Genomic DNA, 15,490 nt, shown 5'->3' on the forward strand with positions numbered 1-15,490 from the left:
GACCTAGGCTGGCCACGTGAGCATCGCCCCGGACACCCTCGACCCCGTCGCCGCCGACGAGGTCTACGTCGCCGGGATCGAGCCGCACCCCCGCCCGCGGGGTCGCCGCGTCCTGGAGGCCGCCCTCGACCTGTGGTGCGCGAGCTTCGGGGGCCTGATGGAGCTCAGCAGCGCCGGGGACGTCGTCGTACGGCGTCGCCACGACGGGGTCGAGGAGCTGCGCCTGGCCGCCGGTCCCCCGCAGCACGCGACCGGGGTGCTGCAGGAGGTGCGCGACGACCTGGTCCGGTTGGACCCGGAGGAGTTCCGCGCCGCCTGGGCGATCACCTGAGTCGTGGACACCGGGCGGAAGCTGTCCGGAATCGTCACCTCGAAGCGCCGCGAGGGTCATCTCGGCCCGCCGCGAGCGTCACCTCGGCGGTCACCAGCCCGGCGGGCGACGGTCGCGCCACGGGGCGGTGGCCTCGACCTGGGCGGCCGCCGCGAGGAGCAGCTCCTCCTCGGCCGGGCGAGCGGCGAGCATCACCCCGACCGGGAGCCCGCCGGGCGCTCCCGGGAGCGGCGCGGTCTGGTGCAGCGGCAGGGACACGGCCGGCATCCCGGTCACGTTCCACGCCGACGTCCACGGGGTGAAGGCCTTCTGCGCCTCGAAGTCGGCCGCCGGGTCGGCGTCGTCACGGATCGCCCCGACCGGCAGCGGCGGCGAGGCGAGCGTCGGCGTGAGCACGAGGTCGTACGGCGCGAGCGCCTCCAGCGCGGTCGCCGCGTGGCGCCGCACCGCCCCGACGGCGGTGCCGAACGCCTGGCCGCTCACGGCCTGACCGCGCGCGGCCAACCACCGGGTCAGCGGGCGGAGCAGGTGCTCGCGCTCCGGCGGCACGGGGGTGAGCGCGGTGAGAACGGCCCAGCAGGTCTCGAAGTCGGCGACGGCCGCGCGCGGCAGCGGCACGGGCACGTCCTCGACCTGGTGGCCGAGCCGTTCCAGCAGCAGGGACGCGTCCTCCCAGGCCTGCAGGCACTCCGGGTCGACGTCGACATCGGTGATCACGGGCGCCGCGAAGCGGGCCACCCGCAGCCGTCCGGGGTCGCGGTCGCAGGCGGCCAGGAACGTGCCCCGCGGCGGCGGGGCCCACGTGGGGTCGCCGGTCCGGCGCCCGGCCAGCACGTCCAGGAGGGCGGCGGCGTCCCGGACGTCGCGGGCCAGCGTCCCGGCGGTGGCCAGGCCGACCGGGTCGCCGTACGACGGCCACCCGCTGATCCGTCCCCTGGTCGGCTTGAGCCCCACCAGCCCGCAGCAGGACGCCGGGATCCGGATCGAGCCGCCGCCGTCGGAGCCCTGGGCGAGCGGGACGAGACCGGCCGCGACCGCCGCCGCCGCGCCGCCCGACGACCCGCCGGCCATCCGGGTGCGGTCCCACGGCGTGACCGCGGGCGGACGGCCCTCCGGCTCGGTGTAGCAGGGCGACCCGAGCTCGGGCGTGCTGGTCTTGCCGAGGCTGACCGTCCCGGCGGCCTCCAGCGACAGCACGACGCCGTCGGACTGCTCCGGCACGAAGCCCTCGAAGACCGTCGACCCGAAGGAGGTCGCGACGCCCGCGGTCGGGTTCAGGTCCTTGACCGCGGTGGGGACGCCCCACAGCGGGCCCGCACCCTCCGGGCGTACGCCCAGGGCCGCCGCCCGCTCCCGGGCCAGCGCGAGCGTCGCCGTCACGAACGCCCCGACGTCGTCGAGGCGGTCGACCCGGTCCAGGTAGTGGTCGACCAGCTCGACCGGGAGCACCTCACCTGCCGCGACCAGCGCGCCCTGCTCGAGCGCGGTGAGGTCGTGCAGACCGCCCGTCACGAGGGCATCGCCGAGGTCGCGACGGCGGAGCCGACCAGCACCAGCAGGAACCACGCCACCACCGCGACCAGCGGCACCCACCACGCCGGCTGCCGCCGCGCCAGGCGGCGCGCGCACACCACCACGGCAGCGATCCAGCAGACGACCGGGGCGAGGACGTTGATGAGGGTGCCCGTGCCGACCCGGGAGCCGCACAGGTCGTCACCGAAGCACCCGTCGGAGACCATCCCGGTGAACATCCCGAAGAACGCCGCCACCAGGCCGAGCGCCCCGGTCACCAGGAGCAGCACCACGGTGACGACGACGTCGGCGGTGCGCCGCCCGGCCGCGGGTGCGGGGGCAGCAGCGGGCGGCGGAAGGTCGGGAGCGGTGGCCACCGGCCCAGGGTAGGGCCGGTGGCTCGCGCCGTCAGGCGGCTGGGATCACGGGGTCGACCGGGTGTCCGCGAGCGTCACCTCGACTGTCCGCGAGCGTCACCTCGGCTGTCCGCGAGCGTCATCTCGGCTGGGTCAGGCGGCTGCGTCCTCGCGGGAGACGAGGGTCGCGAGCGCGGCGTCGAGGCGGGCGCGGACACCCTCGTCCTCGACCGGGTCCACGTCGATACCCGGCTGCGAGACGGTGACGTCCTCGACCGGGAGGGCCCCGGCGATGCCGGCCGAGCGCAGCGTGTCGGCGTGCGCCCACTGGCCGCCGTAGGGGGTCGGGGTGGTGCCGACGACGCCGAAGCGCTTGCCGACCAGGGCGCCGGCGCCGTACGGGCGCGACAGCCAGTCGATGGCGTTGTTGAGCGCGGCCGGCATGGTGCCGTTGTACTCCGGGGTGACCGCGAGCACGACGTCGGCGGCGGCGACCCGCTCGCGCAGCGCGACGGCGGCGGCCGGGACGGCGACGGCGTCGGAGTCCACGTCCTCGTTGTAGAACGGGAGAGTGCCGAGGTCGTCGACGACGTCGAGCACGACGCCCTCGGGGGCACGGTCGCGCAGGGCGAGCGCGAGGCGGCGGTTGACGGAGTCGGCGCGGAGGCTGCCGACCAGGACGGCGACGGTGGTGTGAGTCATGGAGGCCCAAACGGACCACGGTCCGTTTGTATTCCCGCCCACCCCGCCACCCGGGGTGGGCTCTGCCACACTCGGCCCACGATGACCTCCGACCCCGCCCGCCGGCTCCTCCCGCTGGCCGACCAGGCCGCGCCCGAGCGCGCCGACGCCGCACGCAACCGCGAGCTGCTGCTCGACGCCGCGGCCGCGATGGTCGCCGAGCTCGGCGCGGACGAGGTCACGATGGACGCGCTCGCCGCCCGGGCCGGGGTCGGCAAGGGCACCGTCTTCCGGCGCTTCGGCAGCCGTGGCGGGCTGATGGCCGCGCTGCTCGACCACACCGAGCGCGCCTGGCAGGCCGCGGTCATCTCCGGCCCCCCGCCGCTCGGCCCGGGCGCGCCCCCGCTCGAGCGTCTGCTGGCCCTCGGCGACTCGCGGCTGCGCACCACGCTCCAGCACGCCGCTCTCATCCGGGCCGCCGGGGCCGAGGGTGCCCGCGCGAGCGGGGCGCACTCATTCGCCGCCCTGCACGTGCGCCACCTGCTCACGCAGCTCGAGGTCGACGGCGACCTGCCCCTGCTCGCCGTCGCGCTCCTGGCGCCGCTGGAGGTGCCGGTGCTCGAGCAGCAGGTCCGCCTCGACGGGCTGCCTGTCGAGCGGGTGCTCGCCGGCTGGGCCGACCTGGTGCGCCGCGTGGTCGGCCGCCCGGCGGTCACTCCTCCCGGCGGGGCCACCTGATCGGGCCCTCGGTGCGCAGCGCCCGCGGCGCGTTGAGGTCGAGGCCCACCGCCACCAGCCGGACCACGGTGACCAGCCCGGCGCAGCCGACCGCCACCGCCGAGGACAGCACCCCGAGGTGGTCGGCCAGGACGACCAGCCCGGCGCCGGTGAGGGCCGGCACGGCGTAGAGCTCGCGTCGCAGCACCTCGGGCACCTGCCCCACGAGCAGGTCGCGCAGCAGGCCGCCACCGATGGCGGTCACCCCACCGACGATGGTCGCGGTCAGGGGCCCGGCCCCGACCGCCAGCGCCAGCAGGGCGCCGTTGACGGCGAACACACCGAGCCCGACCGCGTCCAGCACGCGCACGGCGTACGACGCCCGCCCCCAGCGCACGTCGGGGTGCCGCCGGGCGAGGTCGCGGTAGGCGCCGTACAGCGCGAAGACCAGCAGCCCGGCCAGCAGCGCGGCCGTGACCAGCCGGCCGTCGCTGACCCCGGCCGGCGGCGTGAGCCCGAGGAGCACGTCGCGCAGGGTGCCGCCGCCGAGGCCGGCCACCCAGGCCAGCACGAGCACGCCGAAGAGGTCGAGCCCGCGCCGCACGGCCAGCAGCGCCCCGGACAGGGCGAACACGAACACGCCGACCACGTCGAGGACCAGCCTCAGGGTGGCCAGCGTCCCGGGGTCGGTCAGCTCGTCGGGTCCCACCTGCGACGCTCAGGCGCCCTGACGGCGCAGTCCGTAGGTGAGCCCGTCGAGCAGCGCACCCCACGAGGCCTCGATCACGTTGGCGCCGACCCCGACGGTGACCCAGGACGACTCCCCGTCGCTGGTCTCGATCAGCACCCGCGTGATCGCGTCGGTTCCGTGACCCTGGTCGAGGATCCGGACCTTGTAGTCGATCAGCTCGAAGCGGGTCACCTGCGGGTAGGCCTGCCCGATGGCGGTGCGCAGGGCCTGGTCGAGGGCGTTGACGGGCCCGTTGCCCTCGCCGGTGGTGACGTAGCGGACGCCGCCGGCCCGGAGCTTGACCGTCGCCTCCGAGATCGCCTCCTCACCGGGGGCGGCGTGGGTCAGCGTCTCGGTGATCACGCGCCACGACTCGACCTCGACGTACGACGGCCGGGCGCCCTCCAGCTCCTCGAGCAGCAGCAGCTCGAAGGAGGCGTCGGCGGCCTCGAAGGTGTGCCCGCGCAGCTCCAGCTCCTTGACCCGGCCCGTGACCCGGGCGACCAGGTCGCGACCCTCGGCGGAGTCGGTGCTGAGGTCGAAGCCCAGCTCGCGGCCCTTGAGCTCGATGGAGGCCCGCCCGGCCATGTCGGAGACCAGCAGCCTCATGTCGTTGCCGACGCCGAGGGGGTCCATGTGCTGGTAGAGGTCGGGGTCGACCTTGATCGCGCTGGCGTGCAGCCCGGCCTTGTGGGCGAACGCCGAGGTGCCGACGTACGGCTGCCGCGACGCCGGCGGCACGTTGGTGACCTCCGCGACGGCGTGCGCGATCCGGGTGGCCTCGCGCAGCAGCCCCTCCGGGAGCACCTGGCGTCCCAGCTTCAGCTGCAGGTTGGCGACCACCGCGACCAGGTCGGCGTTGCCGGTGCGCTCGCCGTACCCGTTGACCGTGCCCTGCACGTGGCTCGCGCCCGCGTCGACCGCGGCCAGGGTGTTGGCCACCGCGCAACCGGTGTCGTTGTGGCAGTGGATCCCGACGCGGGCGCCCGTGGACTCGACCACGTCGTGCACGACGTCGCCGACCCAGCCCGGCAGCATCCCGCCGTTGGTGTCGCACAGCGCGACGACGGACGCGCCGGCCTCGGTGGCGGTCCGCAGCACCTCGAGGGCGTAGGCCCGGTTGGCGCGGTAGCCGTCGAAGAAGTGCTCGGCGTCGAGGAAGACCTCCTGACCCTCCGCGCGCAGGTGGGCCACGGTGTCGCGCACCATGGCCAGGTTCTCCTCGAGCGTGGTACGTAGCGCGAGCTCGACGTGGCGGTCGTGGCTCTTGGCCACCAGCGTGACCACGCCCGCCCCGCTGTCGCGCAGGGCGGCGACGAGCGGGTCGTCGGCGGCGGCCACGCCGGCACGCCGGGTCGCGCCGAAGGCGGTGAGCTTGGCGTGGCGCAGGTCCAGCTCGTCCCTGGCCCGGGCGAAGAAGGCGGTGTCCTTGGGGTTGGCCCCGGGCCAACCACCCTCGACGTAGCCCACCCCGAGCCCGTCGAGCTGCCGCGCGATCGACAGCTTGTCGGCCACCGACAGCGTCAGGCCCTCCTGCTGCGCACCGTCGCGCAGCGTCGTGTCGTAGACGTGGAAGTCGCCGTGCAGGTCCATCGGGCGGGCCCTCCTGGGCTGTCGGGTACGGCTGGCGGAACGGCTGGGTCGGGGCACAAAAAAACCTCCCGCGGACGAGAGGTGGGCGCGTCGAGGTGCTCGACGCGCTAGCGAATGATGAGGCGGTGCGGCAGGGGCCGCGACGGGGTGCTCATGGCGTCATCGTGCCACGGCGCCCGCGATGTGGACAGAGGTCTCAGGATCCGGTCGGTGCAGACACGCGGTCGGACGTCAGCCGCCGGCGCCGAGCGACCCGATCGGGTCGGTCAGCGAGGGCGCGCCGCCGGGGGTCCAGTCGGGCCCGGCCGAGGCCAGCGCGGCCAGGCCGGCCGCCGCCCCACCGACCAGCACGACGGCGAGCAGCCAGACCGGCAGCCGGTGCGCCAGCGGGCGTACGACGGAGCCGACGGGTCCGCGCACCCGGCTGGCCCCCGGGCCCCACCACAGCGCGAGGGCCAGGGCCGCGCCGGCGACGCCCAGCGCACGGGGCATCTCACCGGTCGCGGCGACCGCGACCAGGCCGGCCGAGGCCGCGAGCGCCCCGGCGACCAGGGCGAGCCCGACCGTGCTGGGCAGGCCCCGGAGCAGGTGGAGCGGGCTGCCGACGACCAGGGCCGGACCCTCCCACCAGCTCGACCGACCGCGGCGCAGGCGTCGGTCAGCGACCCGGGAGCGGGCCGCCGAGCCGCTGCGCAGCACCCACACGACGAGGAGCACGGTGATCGTGGCGAGCCAGGGGAAGGCGGCGACGCCGGCGGCGACGGCGGCCCCGGTCAGCAGGACGAGCGACCCGCGGCGGGCACGCTCGGCCGCCGTGGCGCGGGGCGGCTGCCAGGGCTCCCAGACCTGCTCGGGGTCCTGCTCGTCCCACCGGCCGTCCCCCTGCCACCGGCCGTCCCCCTGGCCGCCCCACCGGTCGTCACGGCGGTCGTCCTGGAGCCCGGCCCGGTCGTCGTAGCGGGTCGGCGGCGGAGCGTCCTGCCAGGCGCCCGGGAGCCAGGTGTCGTCCCGCCCGGGCGCTGCGTCACGGTCGTCGACGGCGGTCAGCACCCGCGTGTCGTGGACGTCGTCCGGGTCGGGCGCACCCCGCAGCGTGGTGTCCTCGTGCCAGTGGTGCAGCCCGACGGGGGCGGTCTCGTGCGCCCAGCCGGGTTCCTCGGCGGGCTCGTCGAGGTCGGCGTCGAGGCCCGTCCACGCGTCCTGGCCGGACGGTCCCAGCGGGGGCGGCACGGGCCGGTCGTGCGGACGGGTGGACTGCGGGCGCAGCCAGTCCAGGAGGCTCGCGAGGTCCGGGCGCTCCTCGGGGTCCGGGTCGAGGGCGGCGACGACGACCGAGCGCAGCGGCTCGGGGAGGTCGGGGTGACCGTCGAGGGCGTGCTGGCCGCGGCGGACGCGGTCCATGATCGCCATCGCCGGGCCGCGCCCGAACGGCGGCGCACCGGTCGCGGCATAGGCCACCGTCGCCGCCCAGGAGTGCACGTCGGCGGCCGGCGTGGGCTCGTCGCCGTGCAGGATCTCGGGCGCGAGGTAGCCGGGGGTGCCGAGCAGCCAGCCGGTGTGGGTGAGCTTGGGGTCGTCGGCGACCCGGGCCAGGCCGAAGTCGATCAGGATCGGGGTCCGACCCTCCATCAGCACGTTGGACGGCTTCACGTCGCGGTGCAGGACCCCGGCGGCGTGGACGCTGGCCAGCCCCTCGGCCAGGCAGCCGGCGAACCAGGTCAGGTCGCGGCCGGTCACCTTGCCGTCCTCGAGCACGTGGTCGTGCAGCGACAGACCCGGCACGTAGCGGGTGGCGACGTACGGGACCTCGGCCCACGGGTCGGCGTCGACGATCTCGGCGACCCAGCGGCTGCGGATCCGTCCGAGGGAGGAGACCTCGCGGGCCAGGCGCGCCCGGGCCTCCTGGTCGCCCACCACGTGCGGGCGCAGGACCTTGAGCGCGACCCGGTCCTCGCCGGGGCGGCGGGCCAGGTGGACCACGCCCATCCCGCCCTCGCCGATCTTCACGATCAGCTCGTAGTCACCGACGCGCGGACGCACCGGGGGCGAGGAGTGGGTCGAGGTCACGCACCGAGGGTATCCGCGGCGGGCGTGCGAGGCGCTCAGCGTCGGGGGCCGAGTCGCGGGACGTCGTACGGCGGCGCGCCCGACCGGGGTCCGGGGCGCATGACGTACGGGCGGCGACCCGGGACCGGCGAGCTAGGTGTCCGCGTCGAGCCGGTCGAGCAGCCGCTTGCCGGCGACGGTGCGGTACGACGACTCCAGCAGCTCGCCGACCTCGGTCCAGTCGACGTCGTGCGCGGCGCCGTCCAGGTCGAGGCCGACCCAGCCGGACGGACCGTAGTAGGCCGGGCTGAAGAAGCGGTCGTCCTCGGCGAGCGCCCCGGCCTCGGCCGGGTCGGGCTTGAGCAGCACCGCGTGGTCGTGCCGCTCGTGCTCGCCCGGGCGGACCTTGACGCCCCCGCCGTAGACCGCGAAGACCTTGCCCTTCTCCCCCGCCGTCAGCACCGGCCGGCCGTGGGAGACCTTCTCGTGCACGTCGGGCAGCCGGGCCGCGGCGTCGCGCAGCCGGGCGAGGACCGGGTCGTCCTCGTCGAACATGATCGGGTGCGTCATCGCCCCATCATCGTCACGGCCGGTCGCGCGGACCAGTCCCGCACGCGGCGCCGGGTGCCTCAGACGATGCGGTGCATCCAGCCGAACGCGTCGTCGGCCCGGCCGTACTGCACGTCGACGAGGGCCTGGCGGACCCGGGTCGTCAGGTCGACCGAGGCCGGCGCCGGGGTGGAGCCGCCGTCCCAGTGCAGCGCACCGACCGGGGTGACCACGGCGGCGGTGCCGCAGGCGAAGACCTCGGTGATCCGGCCCGACGACACGCCCTCGCGCCACTCGTCGATCGAGAAGCGGCGCTCCTCGACGGTGTGGCCGAGCGTGCCGAGCAGCTCGATGATCGAGGCGCGGGTGATGCCCTCGAGGATCGTGCCGGTCTCGGGGGTCACGACGTGGCCGTCGTCGTGGACGAAGTAGAGGTTCATCCCGCCGAGCTCCTCGACGTGGCGCCCCTCCTGGGCGTCGAGAAAGACGACCTGGTCGCAGCCGTGCGCGGTGGCCTCCTGCTGGGCGACCAGGGAGGAGGCGTAGTTGCCGCCGGTCTTGGCGGCGCCCATCCCGCCACGTCCGGCGCGGGTGTACTCCTCGGTCAGCCACAGCGAGACCGGGTTGACCCCGCCCTTGAAGTAGGAGCCGGCCGGGCTGGCGATCACCATGAAGGTCACGTGCTGGGCCGGGCGCACCCCGAGGAACGCCTCGGAGGCGAACATGAACGGGCGCAGGTAGAGGCTCTTCTCCCCCGCGGCGTCCGGCACCCACCGCTCGTCGACGCGCACCAGCTCGTCGACGCAGGCCACGAAGTCCTCCACCGGCAGCTCGGGCAGCGCGAGCCGCTGCGAGGACCGCACCATCCGCGCGGCGTTCTCCTCCGGCCGGAAGGACCACACCGAGCCGTCGTCGCGGCGGTAGGCCTTCATGCCCTCGAAGATCTCCTGCGCGTAGTGCAGGACCGCGGTCGCGGGGTCGAGCGTGAGGGGGGCGTACGGCGTGACGCGCGCGTCGGTCCAGCCGGTCGTCGGGGTCCACTCCACGGTGAGCATGTGGTCGGTGAAGTGCGTCCCGAAGCCGGGTTCGGCGAGGATCCCGGCGAGGACGTCGTCGGCGGTCGGGGCGCTGGTCCGGGTGGTGCTGATCTGCATGGCAGGCACGGTAGTCCCCTCGGTCTCGGCGGGTCGGATCAGGCCGGGCGGGTCGGGCGGGTCAGGCGGGTCAGGCCAGGCGGGCGGCGACGGCGTCACCGGTCTCGCTCGTGCGGCGCGGCACGGCCGGGTCCCGCTCGGCGAGGTCGGCGACCACCGCCGCCTCGAGCGCGGCCGCCTCGTCGGTGAAGCCGAGGTGGTCGAGCAGCAGCCCGGCCGAGAGGATCGCGGCGGTCGGGTCGGCGATCCCCTGGCCGGCGATGTCGGGCGCCGAGCCGTGGACCGGCTCGAACATCGACGGCGCGGTGCGGTCGGGGTTGACGTTGCCGGACGCCGCGAGGCCGATGCCACCGGTGATGGCGGCGGCCAGGTCGGTGACGATGTCACCGAAGAGGTTGTCGGTGACGATCACGTCGAAGCGCGACGGGTTCGTCACGAGGTGGATCATCACGGCGTCGACGTGCATGTAGTCGACGGTCACCTCGGGGAACTCCGCGGCGACCTCCTGCGTGATCCGCCACCACACGGCCCCGGCGTGCACGAGCACGTTGGTCTTGTGGACCAGCGTCAGCTTCTTGGCCCGGCGGCGCTGGGCCCTCGCGAAGGCGTCGCGCACGACGCGCTCCACGCCGTAGGCGGTGTTCAGCGAGACCTCGGTGGCGACCTCGTGCGGCGTGCCGGGGCGGATCGCGCCGCCGTTGCCGGTGTAGGGCCCCTCGGTGCCCTCCCGGACGACGACGAAGTCGACCTCCCCGGGGTTCGCCAGCGGTGAGGTCGCCCCGGGGTAGATCCGCGAGGGGCGCAGGTTGACGTAGTGGTCGAGCTCGAAGCGCAGCCTCAGCAGCAGGCCGCGCTCGAGCAGGCCGGGCGGCAGGGCGGGGTCGCCCGGCCGGCCCCCCACGGCGCCGAGCAGGATCGCGTCGTGCCCGCGGATCTCCGCGAGGACGCTGTCCGGCAGCACCTCGCCGGTCGCGAGGTAGCGCTCGGCGCCGAGGTCGTAGCGGGTCTGCTCGACCTTCACCCCGCTGGGAGCGGCGACCTCGAGGACCTTCACGGCCTCGGCGGTCACCTCCGGTCCGATGCCGTCGCCGGGGATGACGGCGAGGTGGACGAGGTCCGGACGGGGGGTCTGGGGGGTCTGCGGCATGGGGACGAACCTAGTTGTCGTCGGGGCGCTGGCCGCCGTTGTCCCGCAGGTCGAGCGAGGCCTGGACGGCCTCGAAGGAACGGGGGTTCTCGGGCAGGTGGCTGGCGGGGCCCCACTCGGGGTACATGTCGTACATCGGTCTCTCCTCCGGTGCGTGGTGGTCGTGCGGTCGGGTCGTGTGCGTCAGCGGCCGGCCCGGACCTGGCCCGGGTGCCGCTGCTGACGTCGCCCCGCGGAGCGGGCGAGGACGACCGTGGATCGCACGGACGGGAGAGACCGGCAGGCTGCGGATCACGCGCTCTGCGGGGACACCCGCCACGAGGGGCGACGTCAGAGAGGGTCGTGAAGCCGTCGTTGAGGACCACCGCGACGAGGTGGCCTCACGAGCAGTGCTGTTACTGCTGGGCCCCGTCGCGGCGCTCGATGAGTACGAGGACGGTCCGCATGGTGAGGAGACGGTACGACGGCCTCACCGTCCCGCGCACCGGGACACCCCGAACATCTCACGATGCGGGACGACCGTACTGCGGGCCGGACACCGGCCGGACACCGGTCAGGCGTCGGTCGGGCGTCGGTCAGGGCGCGACGGGCGCCTGCGCCACGGCGGCGGCGCGGCGTGCCCGGGCGGCGCGGGCGCTCGAGACCGCCCCCACCGCGACCCCGGCCAGGACGAGCAGGGCGCCGACGACCGTGAGCGGGCCCAGGTGGGAGTCCGGCCCGAGGGCGTCGATCAGCAGGGAGCCGACGACGAGGCCGGCCACGGTGCACAGGCTGAGGACCAGGACGCCGTGGACGCTCACCAGACGGGCGGACAGCGTGATGAACAGGACCCCGACGGGTCCGCCGGCGTAGAGCCACCAGGTGCCCGGCAGGCCCTGCAGGTCGCCCGGCGCCACGAGGAGCACCACGACCAGGAAGGTCACCAGCGCCGTCAGCCCGACCACGAAGTTGTTGAAGGCCGCGGCGATCGGCCCGCCGACCGCGGACACCCGGCCGTTGACGGCCTGCTGCCACGAGGTGGCCGCGCCGGCGAGCAGCGGCAGCAGGCAGAGCAGGAGGACGCCCACGGTCAGCGGGTCCCCTCCACCGAGGCGGCCCGCCACGCCGAGGACGACGGCCCCCACCGTCAGGGTGGCGCCGACGACCCGGCCGGCGCTGACGGCCTGCGGGCCGGACGGGCCGAGCCCGGCGCGGTCGACCAGCAGGCCGCTGGAGGTCTGGCCCGCGACCATCGCCACGGTGAAGAGCGCGACGCCGATCGTGCCGACCGCCAGTCCCTGCGAGGCGACGAGGGACGCTCCGGCGACCCCGCCCAGCAGCTGCCAGGCGGGGAGCCGGCCACCCCGGACCGCGGACAGGATGCGGACCACCCCGGCCCGCTGGCGCGGCGCGGCGAGGACCACGGTGGTGAGGACGACCAGGCCGAGCCCGAAGCTGACGACGGCGGCGGCGGCCCCGCCCTTCGCCCCTCCCCCGAGCTCGGTGGCCAGGCGGCCGTTGATCTCCGACTGCACCGCGATCAGGGCGCCCACGCCCACCATGGCGGGGATCGCGAGCACCTCCAGCAGCGAGGTGTCCTCCGAGCGGGCCATGCCGCGATCGTGCCACGAGCCCGTCCGCGGGCTGGGACGGCCGTCTCACGGGTGCGAGGATCGACCGATGAGCGCTCCCCTCGACCTGCCGGCCGTGGTGCGACGCGCCTTCGACGTCTCCCGCCGGGCGGGGTACGTCTCCTTCTGCCGCAACGAGACCGGCCGGCTGCTCGCGACGCTGGCCGCGACCCGGACCGGGACGATGGCCGAGTTCGGCACCGGCTGCGGGGTGGGCACGGCCTGGCTGCGCTCCGGTCTGCGCGGCGACGCCCACATCCTCACCGCGGAGCTGGACGGGAAGCTCGCCGAGGCCGCCGCGGAGATCTTCGTCGACGACCCCCAGGTCGAGGTCCGCTCGGCCGACTGGGACACCCTGCGCGACCAGGGCCCGTTCTCCCTGCTCTTCCTGGACTCCGGCGAGCCGACCGCGGTCTCGGTCGAGGCCGTCGCCGACCTCGTCGAGCCCGGCGGCATCGTGGTCCTCGACGACTTCGTGCCGTGCGAGCAGTGGCCGCCGATGGCCGACGGCCGGGTCGACGCGATGCGCGAGCGCTGGCTCTCGGACCCCCGCTTCACCGCCTCCGAGGTGATGGTCGCCTCCGACGCCGCCGCGATCATCGCCACCCGCCGCTGACGCCGAGATGACGCTCGCGGACAGCCGAGATGACGCTCGCGGCGCCTCGAGATGACGGTTCCGGTCAGTCGGGACGGCGCGCGCGGTCGGGCGAGGGCAGCGCGACGGTCGCCCAGGGCAGCATCAGCTGCGTGAGCGGGCCGATCGCCAGGGCGTAGAGCACCGTCCCGACGCCGGCGACCCCGCCGAGCAGGAGCCCGAGCGCGACCACGGTGACCTCGAGGCCGGTGCGCACCAGCCGCAGCGACAGGCCCGTACGCCGGTTGAGCCCGGTCATCAGCCCGTCGCGGGGGCCCCGGCCGAACTGGGAGCCGATGTACAGCGCACCCGCTGCCGCGCAGAGCACGATGCCGACCAGCATCTCGGGGATCCGCCACAGCAGGTCGTTGCTGGCCGGCAGCACGCGCAGCGTGAGGTCGGCCGTCACGCCCACCAGGACGGCGTTCGCGAAGGTGCCCAGGCCGGGCTTCTCGCGCAGCGGGATCCACAGCAGCAGGACCACGAAGCTGGCGAGCACGATGACCTGCCCGACGCTCAGCGGGCCGTTGCCGGCGACACCGACGTGCAGGACGTCCCACGGCATCGCGCCCAGCCCGGCGTCGACCATGAGTGCGACCGAGACGCCGAACAGCGCGAGCCCGACGGCGAGCTGCACCAGCCGACGACCGAGGCGACCGGCGCGCAGCTGCTCGATCGGACCGAGGTCGGCGAGCCCGGAGCCCGCGGTGGCCCGGGGACGGGCGGGAACGGTGGTGTCGCTGCGCATGCTCCAAGTCTGCGCGTGATTGGCCTTCTGCTCCATAGCCAATCGTGAGACGGTGGACTGCATGCAGCAGTCCATCTCCGCGACCCGCCTCGCGACCCTGGTCGAGGGCTTCGACCGCGCCCCGGCCTACGTCGGTCTCGCCGACGCGGTCGTCGAGCTGGTCGGGTCGGGCCGGGTTCCCTACGGCACGCGGCTGCCGAGCGAGCGCGACCTCACCGGCGTGCTCGAGGTCTCCCGGACCACGGTGACCAGGGCGTACGCCGCCCTGCGCGACAGCGGGTACGCCGAGGCCCGGCAGGGCGCGGGCACCTTCGTCCGGATGCCCGGCGGACCGTCCCGGCGCCTGGACCGGGCGCTCCAGCCCCGCCACGTCGAGGGCGGGGTGGACCTGTCCTGCTCCGCGGCCGCGGCCCCGGCCGGGCTGTCCGCGGCCTACGCCGACGCCGCCGCCGACCTGCCGCCGTACCTCGCCGGACACGGCTACTTCCCGGCCGGCCTGCCGGTGCTGCAGGCCGCGGTCGCCGCGTCGTACGAGGCGCGCGGCCTCCCGACCGACCCGGAGCAGGTGCTGGTGGTCCCCGGCGCCCTGGCCGCCGCGGCCCTGGTCGAGCAGGCCCTCGGCGGACCCGGCGCGCGCGTGGTCGTCGACTCCCCGTCCTACCCCAACGCCGCCCAGGCGCTGTCGCGCCGCGGCGCTCGCCTGCTCCCCTCGCCGGTGGACCCCGGCGGCTGGGACGTGGACGCGGCGGTGCGGGTCGTGCAGCAGGCGCGGGCGCGGCTGGCGTACCTCATCCCGGACTTCCAGAACCCGACCGGGCACCTGATGGACGCGAGCGGGCGGGAGCGGCTGGCAGTCGCGATGCGCCGCGCCGGCACCGTGCCCGTCGTGGACGAGGCGCACGCCGCCCTGGCGCTCGACGGGCAGGAGATGCCGCCGCCGATGGCGGCGTTCGCGGCCGACGCGATCACGCTCGGCAGCGCCAGCAAGAGCTTCTGGGGCGGCCTCCGCCTGGGCTGGGTGCGCGCGCCGCACGCGCTGGTCGCGGACCTGACCGACGCCCGGCTCGGCATGGACCTCGGCAGCCCCGTCCTCGAGCAGCTCGTGCTGACCCGGCTGCTGGCGCGCGGACCGGTGCTGCCGGGCCACCTCGACCGGCTGCGCGAGCAGCGCGACGGGCTGGTCGCGGCGCTGCGCGGACGGCTGCCGGAGTGGCGGTTCGTGGTCCCCGGCGGCGGCCTCGCCCTGTGGTGCGAGCTGCCGCACGGCAGCGCGACGGCGCTGTCCGCCGAGGCCGAGCGCCGGGGTGTCGCGGTCACCCCGGGCCCGATGTTCGCCCCCGGCGGCGGGCTCGACCGGTTCGTGCGCGTGCCGTGGACCCGCCCCGCGCACGAGCTCGAGCGCGCGGTCGAGGTGCTCGCCGAGGCGTGGGAGTCGCTCGGGGCGCAGCAGGGCCGCCCCCCGCGGGCCCGCCGCCGGGTGATGGTCGCCTGACGGCAGGACCGCCCGCCGAGATGACGCTCGCGGACAGCCGAGATGACGCTTGCGGCGCGTCGAGGTGACGGTTCCGGCGCCCCGCGCCGTCCGGAAAACCGGTGGCCGGTGCCTCTCGCGCCGTGCCACGCTGCGACCGTCCCGTCCCCGACCACCAGGTGCCCCACGTTGAAGCTCTGAGCCGCCGTCC

At 75.6% G+C, this 15,490-nt stretch carries 16 protein-coding genes; 4 read left to right on the forward strand and 12 right to left on the reverse strand.

Going from position 1 to position 15,490, the window contains the following annotated elements; translation table 11 throughout:
• Positions 1 to 16: 16 nt before the first annotated feature.
• The gene (locus GV155_RS12805) at positions 17 to 331 is read left to right on the forward strand and encodes a hypothetical protein (RefSeq protein ID WP_160008490.1); all 315 of its coding nucleotides are present in this window, start codon (positions 17 to 19) and stop codon (positions 329 to 331) included.
• Positions 332 to 421: 90 nt separating this feature from the next.
• On the opposite strand, the gene GV155_RS12810 is transcribed toward GV155_RS12805, so the two are convergent.
• The 3 genes from GV155_RS12810 to GV155_RS12820 form a co-directional block, all read right to left on the reverse strand.
• Positions 422 to 1,843, reverse strand: a complete 1,422-nt coding sequence (locus tag GV155_RS12810) for an amidase (protein ID WP_160008492.1) — start codon at positions 1,841 to 1,843, stop codon at positions 422 to 424.
• Entirely contained in the window at positions 1,840 to 2,220 is a 381-nt protein-coding gene (locus GV155_RS12815; protein WP_160008494.1) for a DUF6264 family protein, read from the reverse strand. Before GV155_RS12815 ends, GV155_RS12810 begins: the two co-directional genes overlap by 4 nt.
• A 132-nt stretch (positions 2,221 to 2,352) precedes the next feature.
• The gene (locus tag GV155_RS12820) at positions 2,353 to 2,901 is read right to left on the reverse strand and encodes an NAD(P)H-dependent oxidoreductase (protein ID WP_160008496.1); all 549 of its coding nucleotides are present in this window, start codon (positions 2,899 to 2,901) and stop codon (positions 2,353 to 2,355) included.
• 81 nt (positions 2,902 to 2,982) lie between these two features.
• On the opposite strand from GV155_RS12820, the gene GV155_RS12825 reads away from it, so the two are divergent.
• Positions 2,983 to 3,618 carry a TetR/AcrR family transcriptional regulator gene (locus tag GV155_RS12825; RefSeq protein WP_160008498.1) on the forward strand — a complete coding sequence of 212 codons (636 nt, stop codon included), beginning with the start codon at positions 2,983 to 2,985 and terminating at the stop codon, positions 3,616 to 3,618.
• On the opposite strand, the gene GV155_RS12830 is transcribed toward GV155_RS12825, so the two are convergent.
• From GV155_RS12830 to GV155_RS12860, 8 genes are all read right to left on the reverse strand, one after another.
• Positions 3,593 to 4,306 carry a trimeric intracellular cation channel family protein gene (locus GV155_RS12830; protein WP_236554302.1) on the reverse strand — a complete coding sequence of 238 codons (714 nt, stop codon included), beginning with the start codon at positions 4,304 to 4,306 and terminating at the stop codon, positions 3,593 to 3,595. The genes GV155_RS12825 and GV155_RS12830 overlap by 26 nt on opposite strands.
• Before the next feature lie 9 nt (positions 4,307 to 4,315).
• Positions 4,316 to 5,920 (reverse strand): citramalate synthase, encoded by a 1,605-nt coding sequence (gene cimA, locus GV155_RS12835; RefSeq protein WP_160008500.1) that lies wholly within the window; start codon positions 5,918 to 5,920, stop codon positions 4,316 to 4,318.
• A 231-nt stretch (positions 5,921 to 6,151) separates the two neighbouring features.
• A complete protein-coding gene (locus GV155_RS12840; protein WP_160008502.1) occupies positions 6,152 to 7,987 on the reverse strand; it encodes a serine/threonine-protein kinase in 1,836 nt (611 codons plus the stop codon).
• Positions 7,988 to 8,119: 132 nt separating this feature from the next.
• Complete coding sequence (locus GV155_RS12845; protein ID WP_160008504.1) at positions 8,120 to 8,536, reverse strand: MmcQ/YjbR family DNA-binding protein; 417 nt, start codon at positions 8,534 to 8,536, stop codon at positions 8,120 to 8,122.
• 59 nt (positions 8,537 to 8,595) lie between these two features.
• Entirely contained in the window at positions 8,596 to 9,669 is a 1,074-nt protein-coding gene (locus tag GV155_RS12850; RefSeq protein WP_160008506.1) for a branched-chain amino acid aminotransferase, read from the reverse strand.
• A gap of 70 nt (positions 9,670 to 9,739) precedes the next feature.
• A complete protein-coding gene (locus GV155_RS12855) occupies positions 9,740 to 10,816 on the reverse strand; it encodes a 3-isopropylmalate dehydrogenase (protein WP_160008508.1) in 1,077 nt (358 codons plus the stop codon).
• Positions 10,817 to 10,826: 10 nt separating this feature from the next.
• On the reverse strand, positions 10,827 to 10,952 hold the full coding sequence (locus tag GV155_RS21000; protein WP_268892605.1) for a hypothetical protein: 126 nt from the start codon (positions 10,950 to 10,952) through the stop codon (positions 10,827 to 10,829).
• 439 nt (positions 10,953 to 11,391) lie between these two features.
• The gene (locus tag GV155_RS12860; protein ID WP_201300161.1) at positions 11,392 to 12,408 is read right to left on the reverse strand and encodes a DMT family transporter; all 1,017 of its coding nucleotides are present in this window, start codon (positions 12,406 to 12,408) and stop codon (positions 11,392 to 11,394) included.
• A gap of 67 nt (positions 12,409 to 12,475) precedes the next feature.
• Between GV155_RS12860 and GV155_RS12865 the strand changes: the two genes are divergently transcribed.
• The gene (locus tag GV155_RS12865; protein WP_160008510.1) at positions 12,476 to 13,042 is read left to right on the forward strand and encodes an O-methyltransferase; all 567 of its coding nucleotides are present in this window, start codon (positions 12,476 to 12,478) and stop codon (positions 13,040 to 13,042) included.
• A gap of 64 nt (positions 13,043 to 13,106) precedes the next feature.
• On the opposite strand, the gene yczE is transcribed toward GV155_RS12865, so the two are convergent.
• Positions 13,107 to 13,808 carry a membrane protein YczE gene (gene yczE, locus GV155_RS12870; RefSeq protein WP_160008512.1) on the reverse strand — a complete coding sequence of 234 codons (702 nt, stop codon included), beginning with the start codon at positions 13,806 to 13,808 and terminating at the stop codon, positions 13,107 to 13,109.
• Between the two features lie 61 nt (positions 13,809 to 13,869).
• Between yczE and yczR the strand changes: the two genes are divergently transcribed.
• Positions 13,870 to 15,300: a MocR-like transcription factor YczR gene (gene yczR / locus GV155_RS12875; RefSeq protein ID WP_160008514.1), complete on the forward strand. Its 1,431-nt coding sequence runs from the start codon at positions 13,870 to 13,872 to the stop codon at positions 15,298 to 15,300.
• The last annotated feature ends 190 nt before the right edge of the window (positions 15,301 to 15,490 follow it).

Origin of the sequence: Nocardioides sp. AX2bis (genome assembly GCF_902506435.1) — a bacterium.
GTDB lineage: Bacteria > Actinomycetota > Actinomycetes > Propionibacteriales > Nocardioidaceae > Nocardioides.

Excerpts from the sequence above, each read along its gene's own strand:
- GV155_RS12820 (WP_160008496.1), bottom strand. The coding sequence starts at position 2,901 with ATGACTCACACCACCGTCGCCGTCCTGGTCGGCAGCCTCCGCGCCGAC.
- GV155_RS12825 (WP_160008498.1), top strand. The coding sequence starts at position 2,983 with ATGACCTCCGACCCCGCCCGCCGGCTCCTCCCGCTGGCCGACCAGGCC.
- cimA (WP_160008500.1), bottom strand. The coding sequence starts at position 5,920 with ATGGACCTGCACGGCGACTTCCACGTCTACGACACGACGCTGCGCGAC.
- GV155_RS12845 (WP_160008504.1), bottom strand. The coding sequence starts at position 8,536 with ATGACGCACCCGATCATGTTCGACGAGGACGACCCGGTCCTCGCCCGG.
- GV155_RS12850 (WP_160008506.1), bottom strand. The coding sequence starts at position 9,669 with ATGCAGATCAGCACCACCCGGACCAGCGCCCCGACCGCCGACGACGTC.
- GV155_RS12855 (WP_160008508.1), bottom strand. The coding sequence starts at position 10,816 with ATGCCGCAGACCCCCCAGACCCCCCGTCCGGACCTCGTCCACCTCGCC.
- GV155_RS21000 (WP_268892605.1), bottom strand. The coding sequence starts at position 10,952 with ATGTACGACATGTACCCCGAGTGGGGCCCCGCCAGCCACCTGCCCGAG.
- GV155_RS12860 (WP_201300161.1), bottom strand. The coding sequence starts at position 12,408 with ATGGCCCGCTCGGAGGACACCTCGCTGCTGGAGGTGCTCGCGATCCCC.
- GV155_RS12865 (WP_160008510.1), top strand. The coding sequence starts at position 12,476 with ATGAGCGCTCCCCTCGACCTGCCGGCCGTGGTGCGACGCGCCTTCGAC.
- yczE (WP_160008512.1), bottom strand. The coding sequence starts at position 13,808 with ATGCGCAGCGACACCACCGTTCCCGCCCGTCCCCGGGCCACCGCGGGC.
- yczR (WP_160008514.1), top strand. The coding sequence starts at position 13,870 with ATGCAGCAGTCCATCTCCGCGACCCGCCTCGCGACCCTGGTCGAGGGC.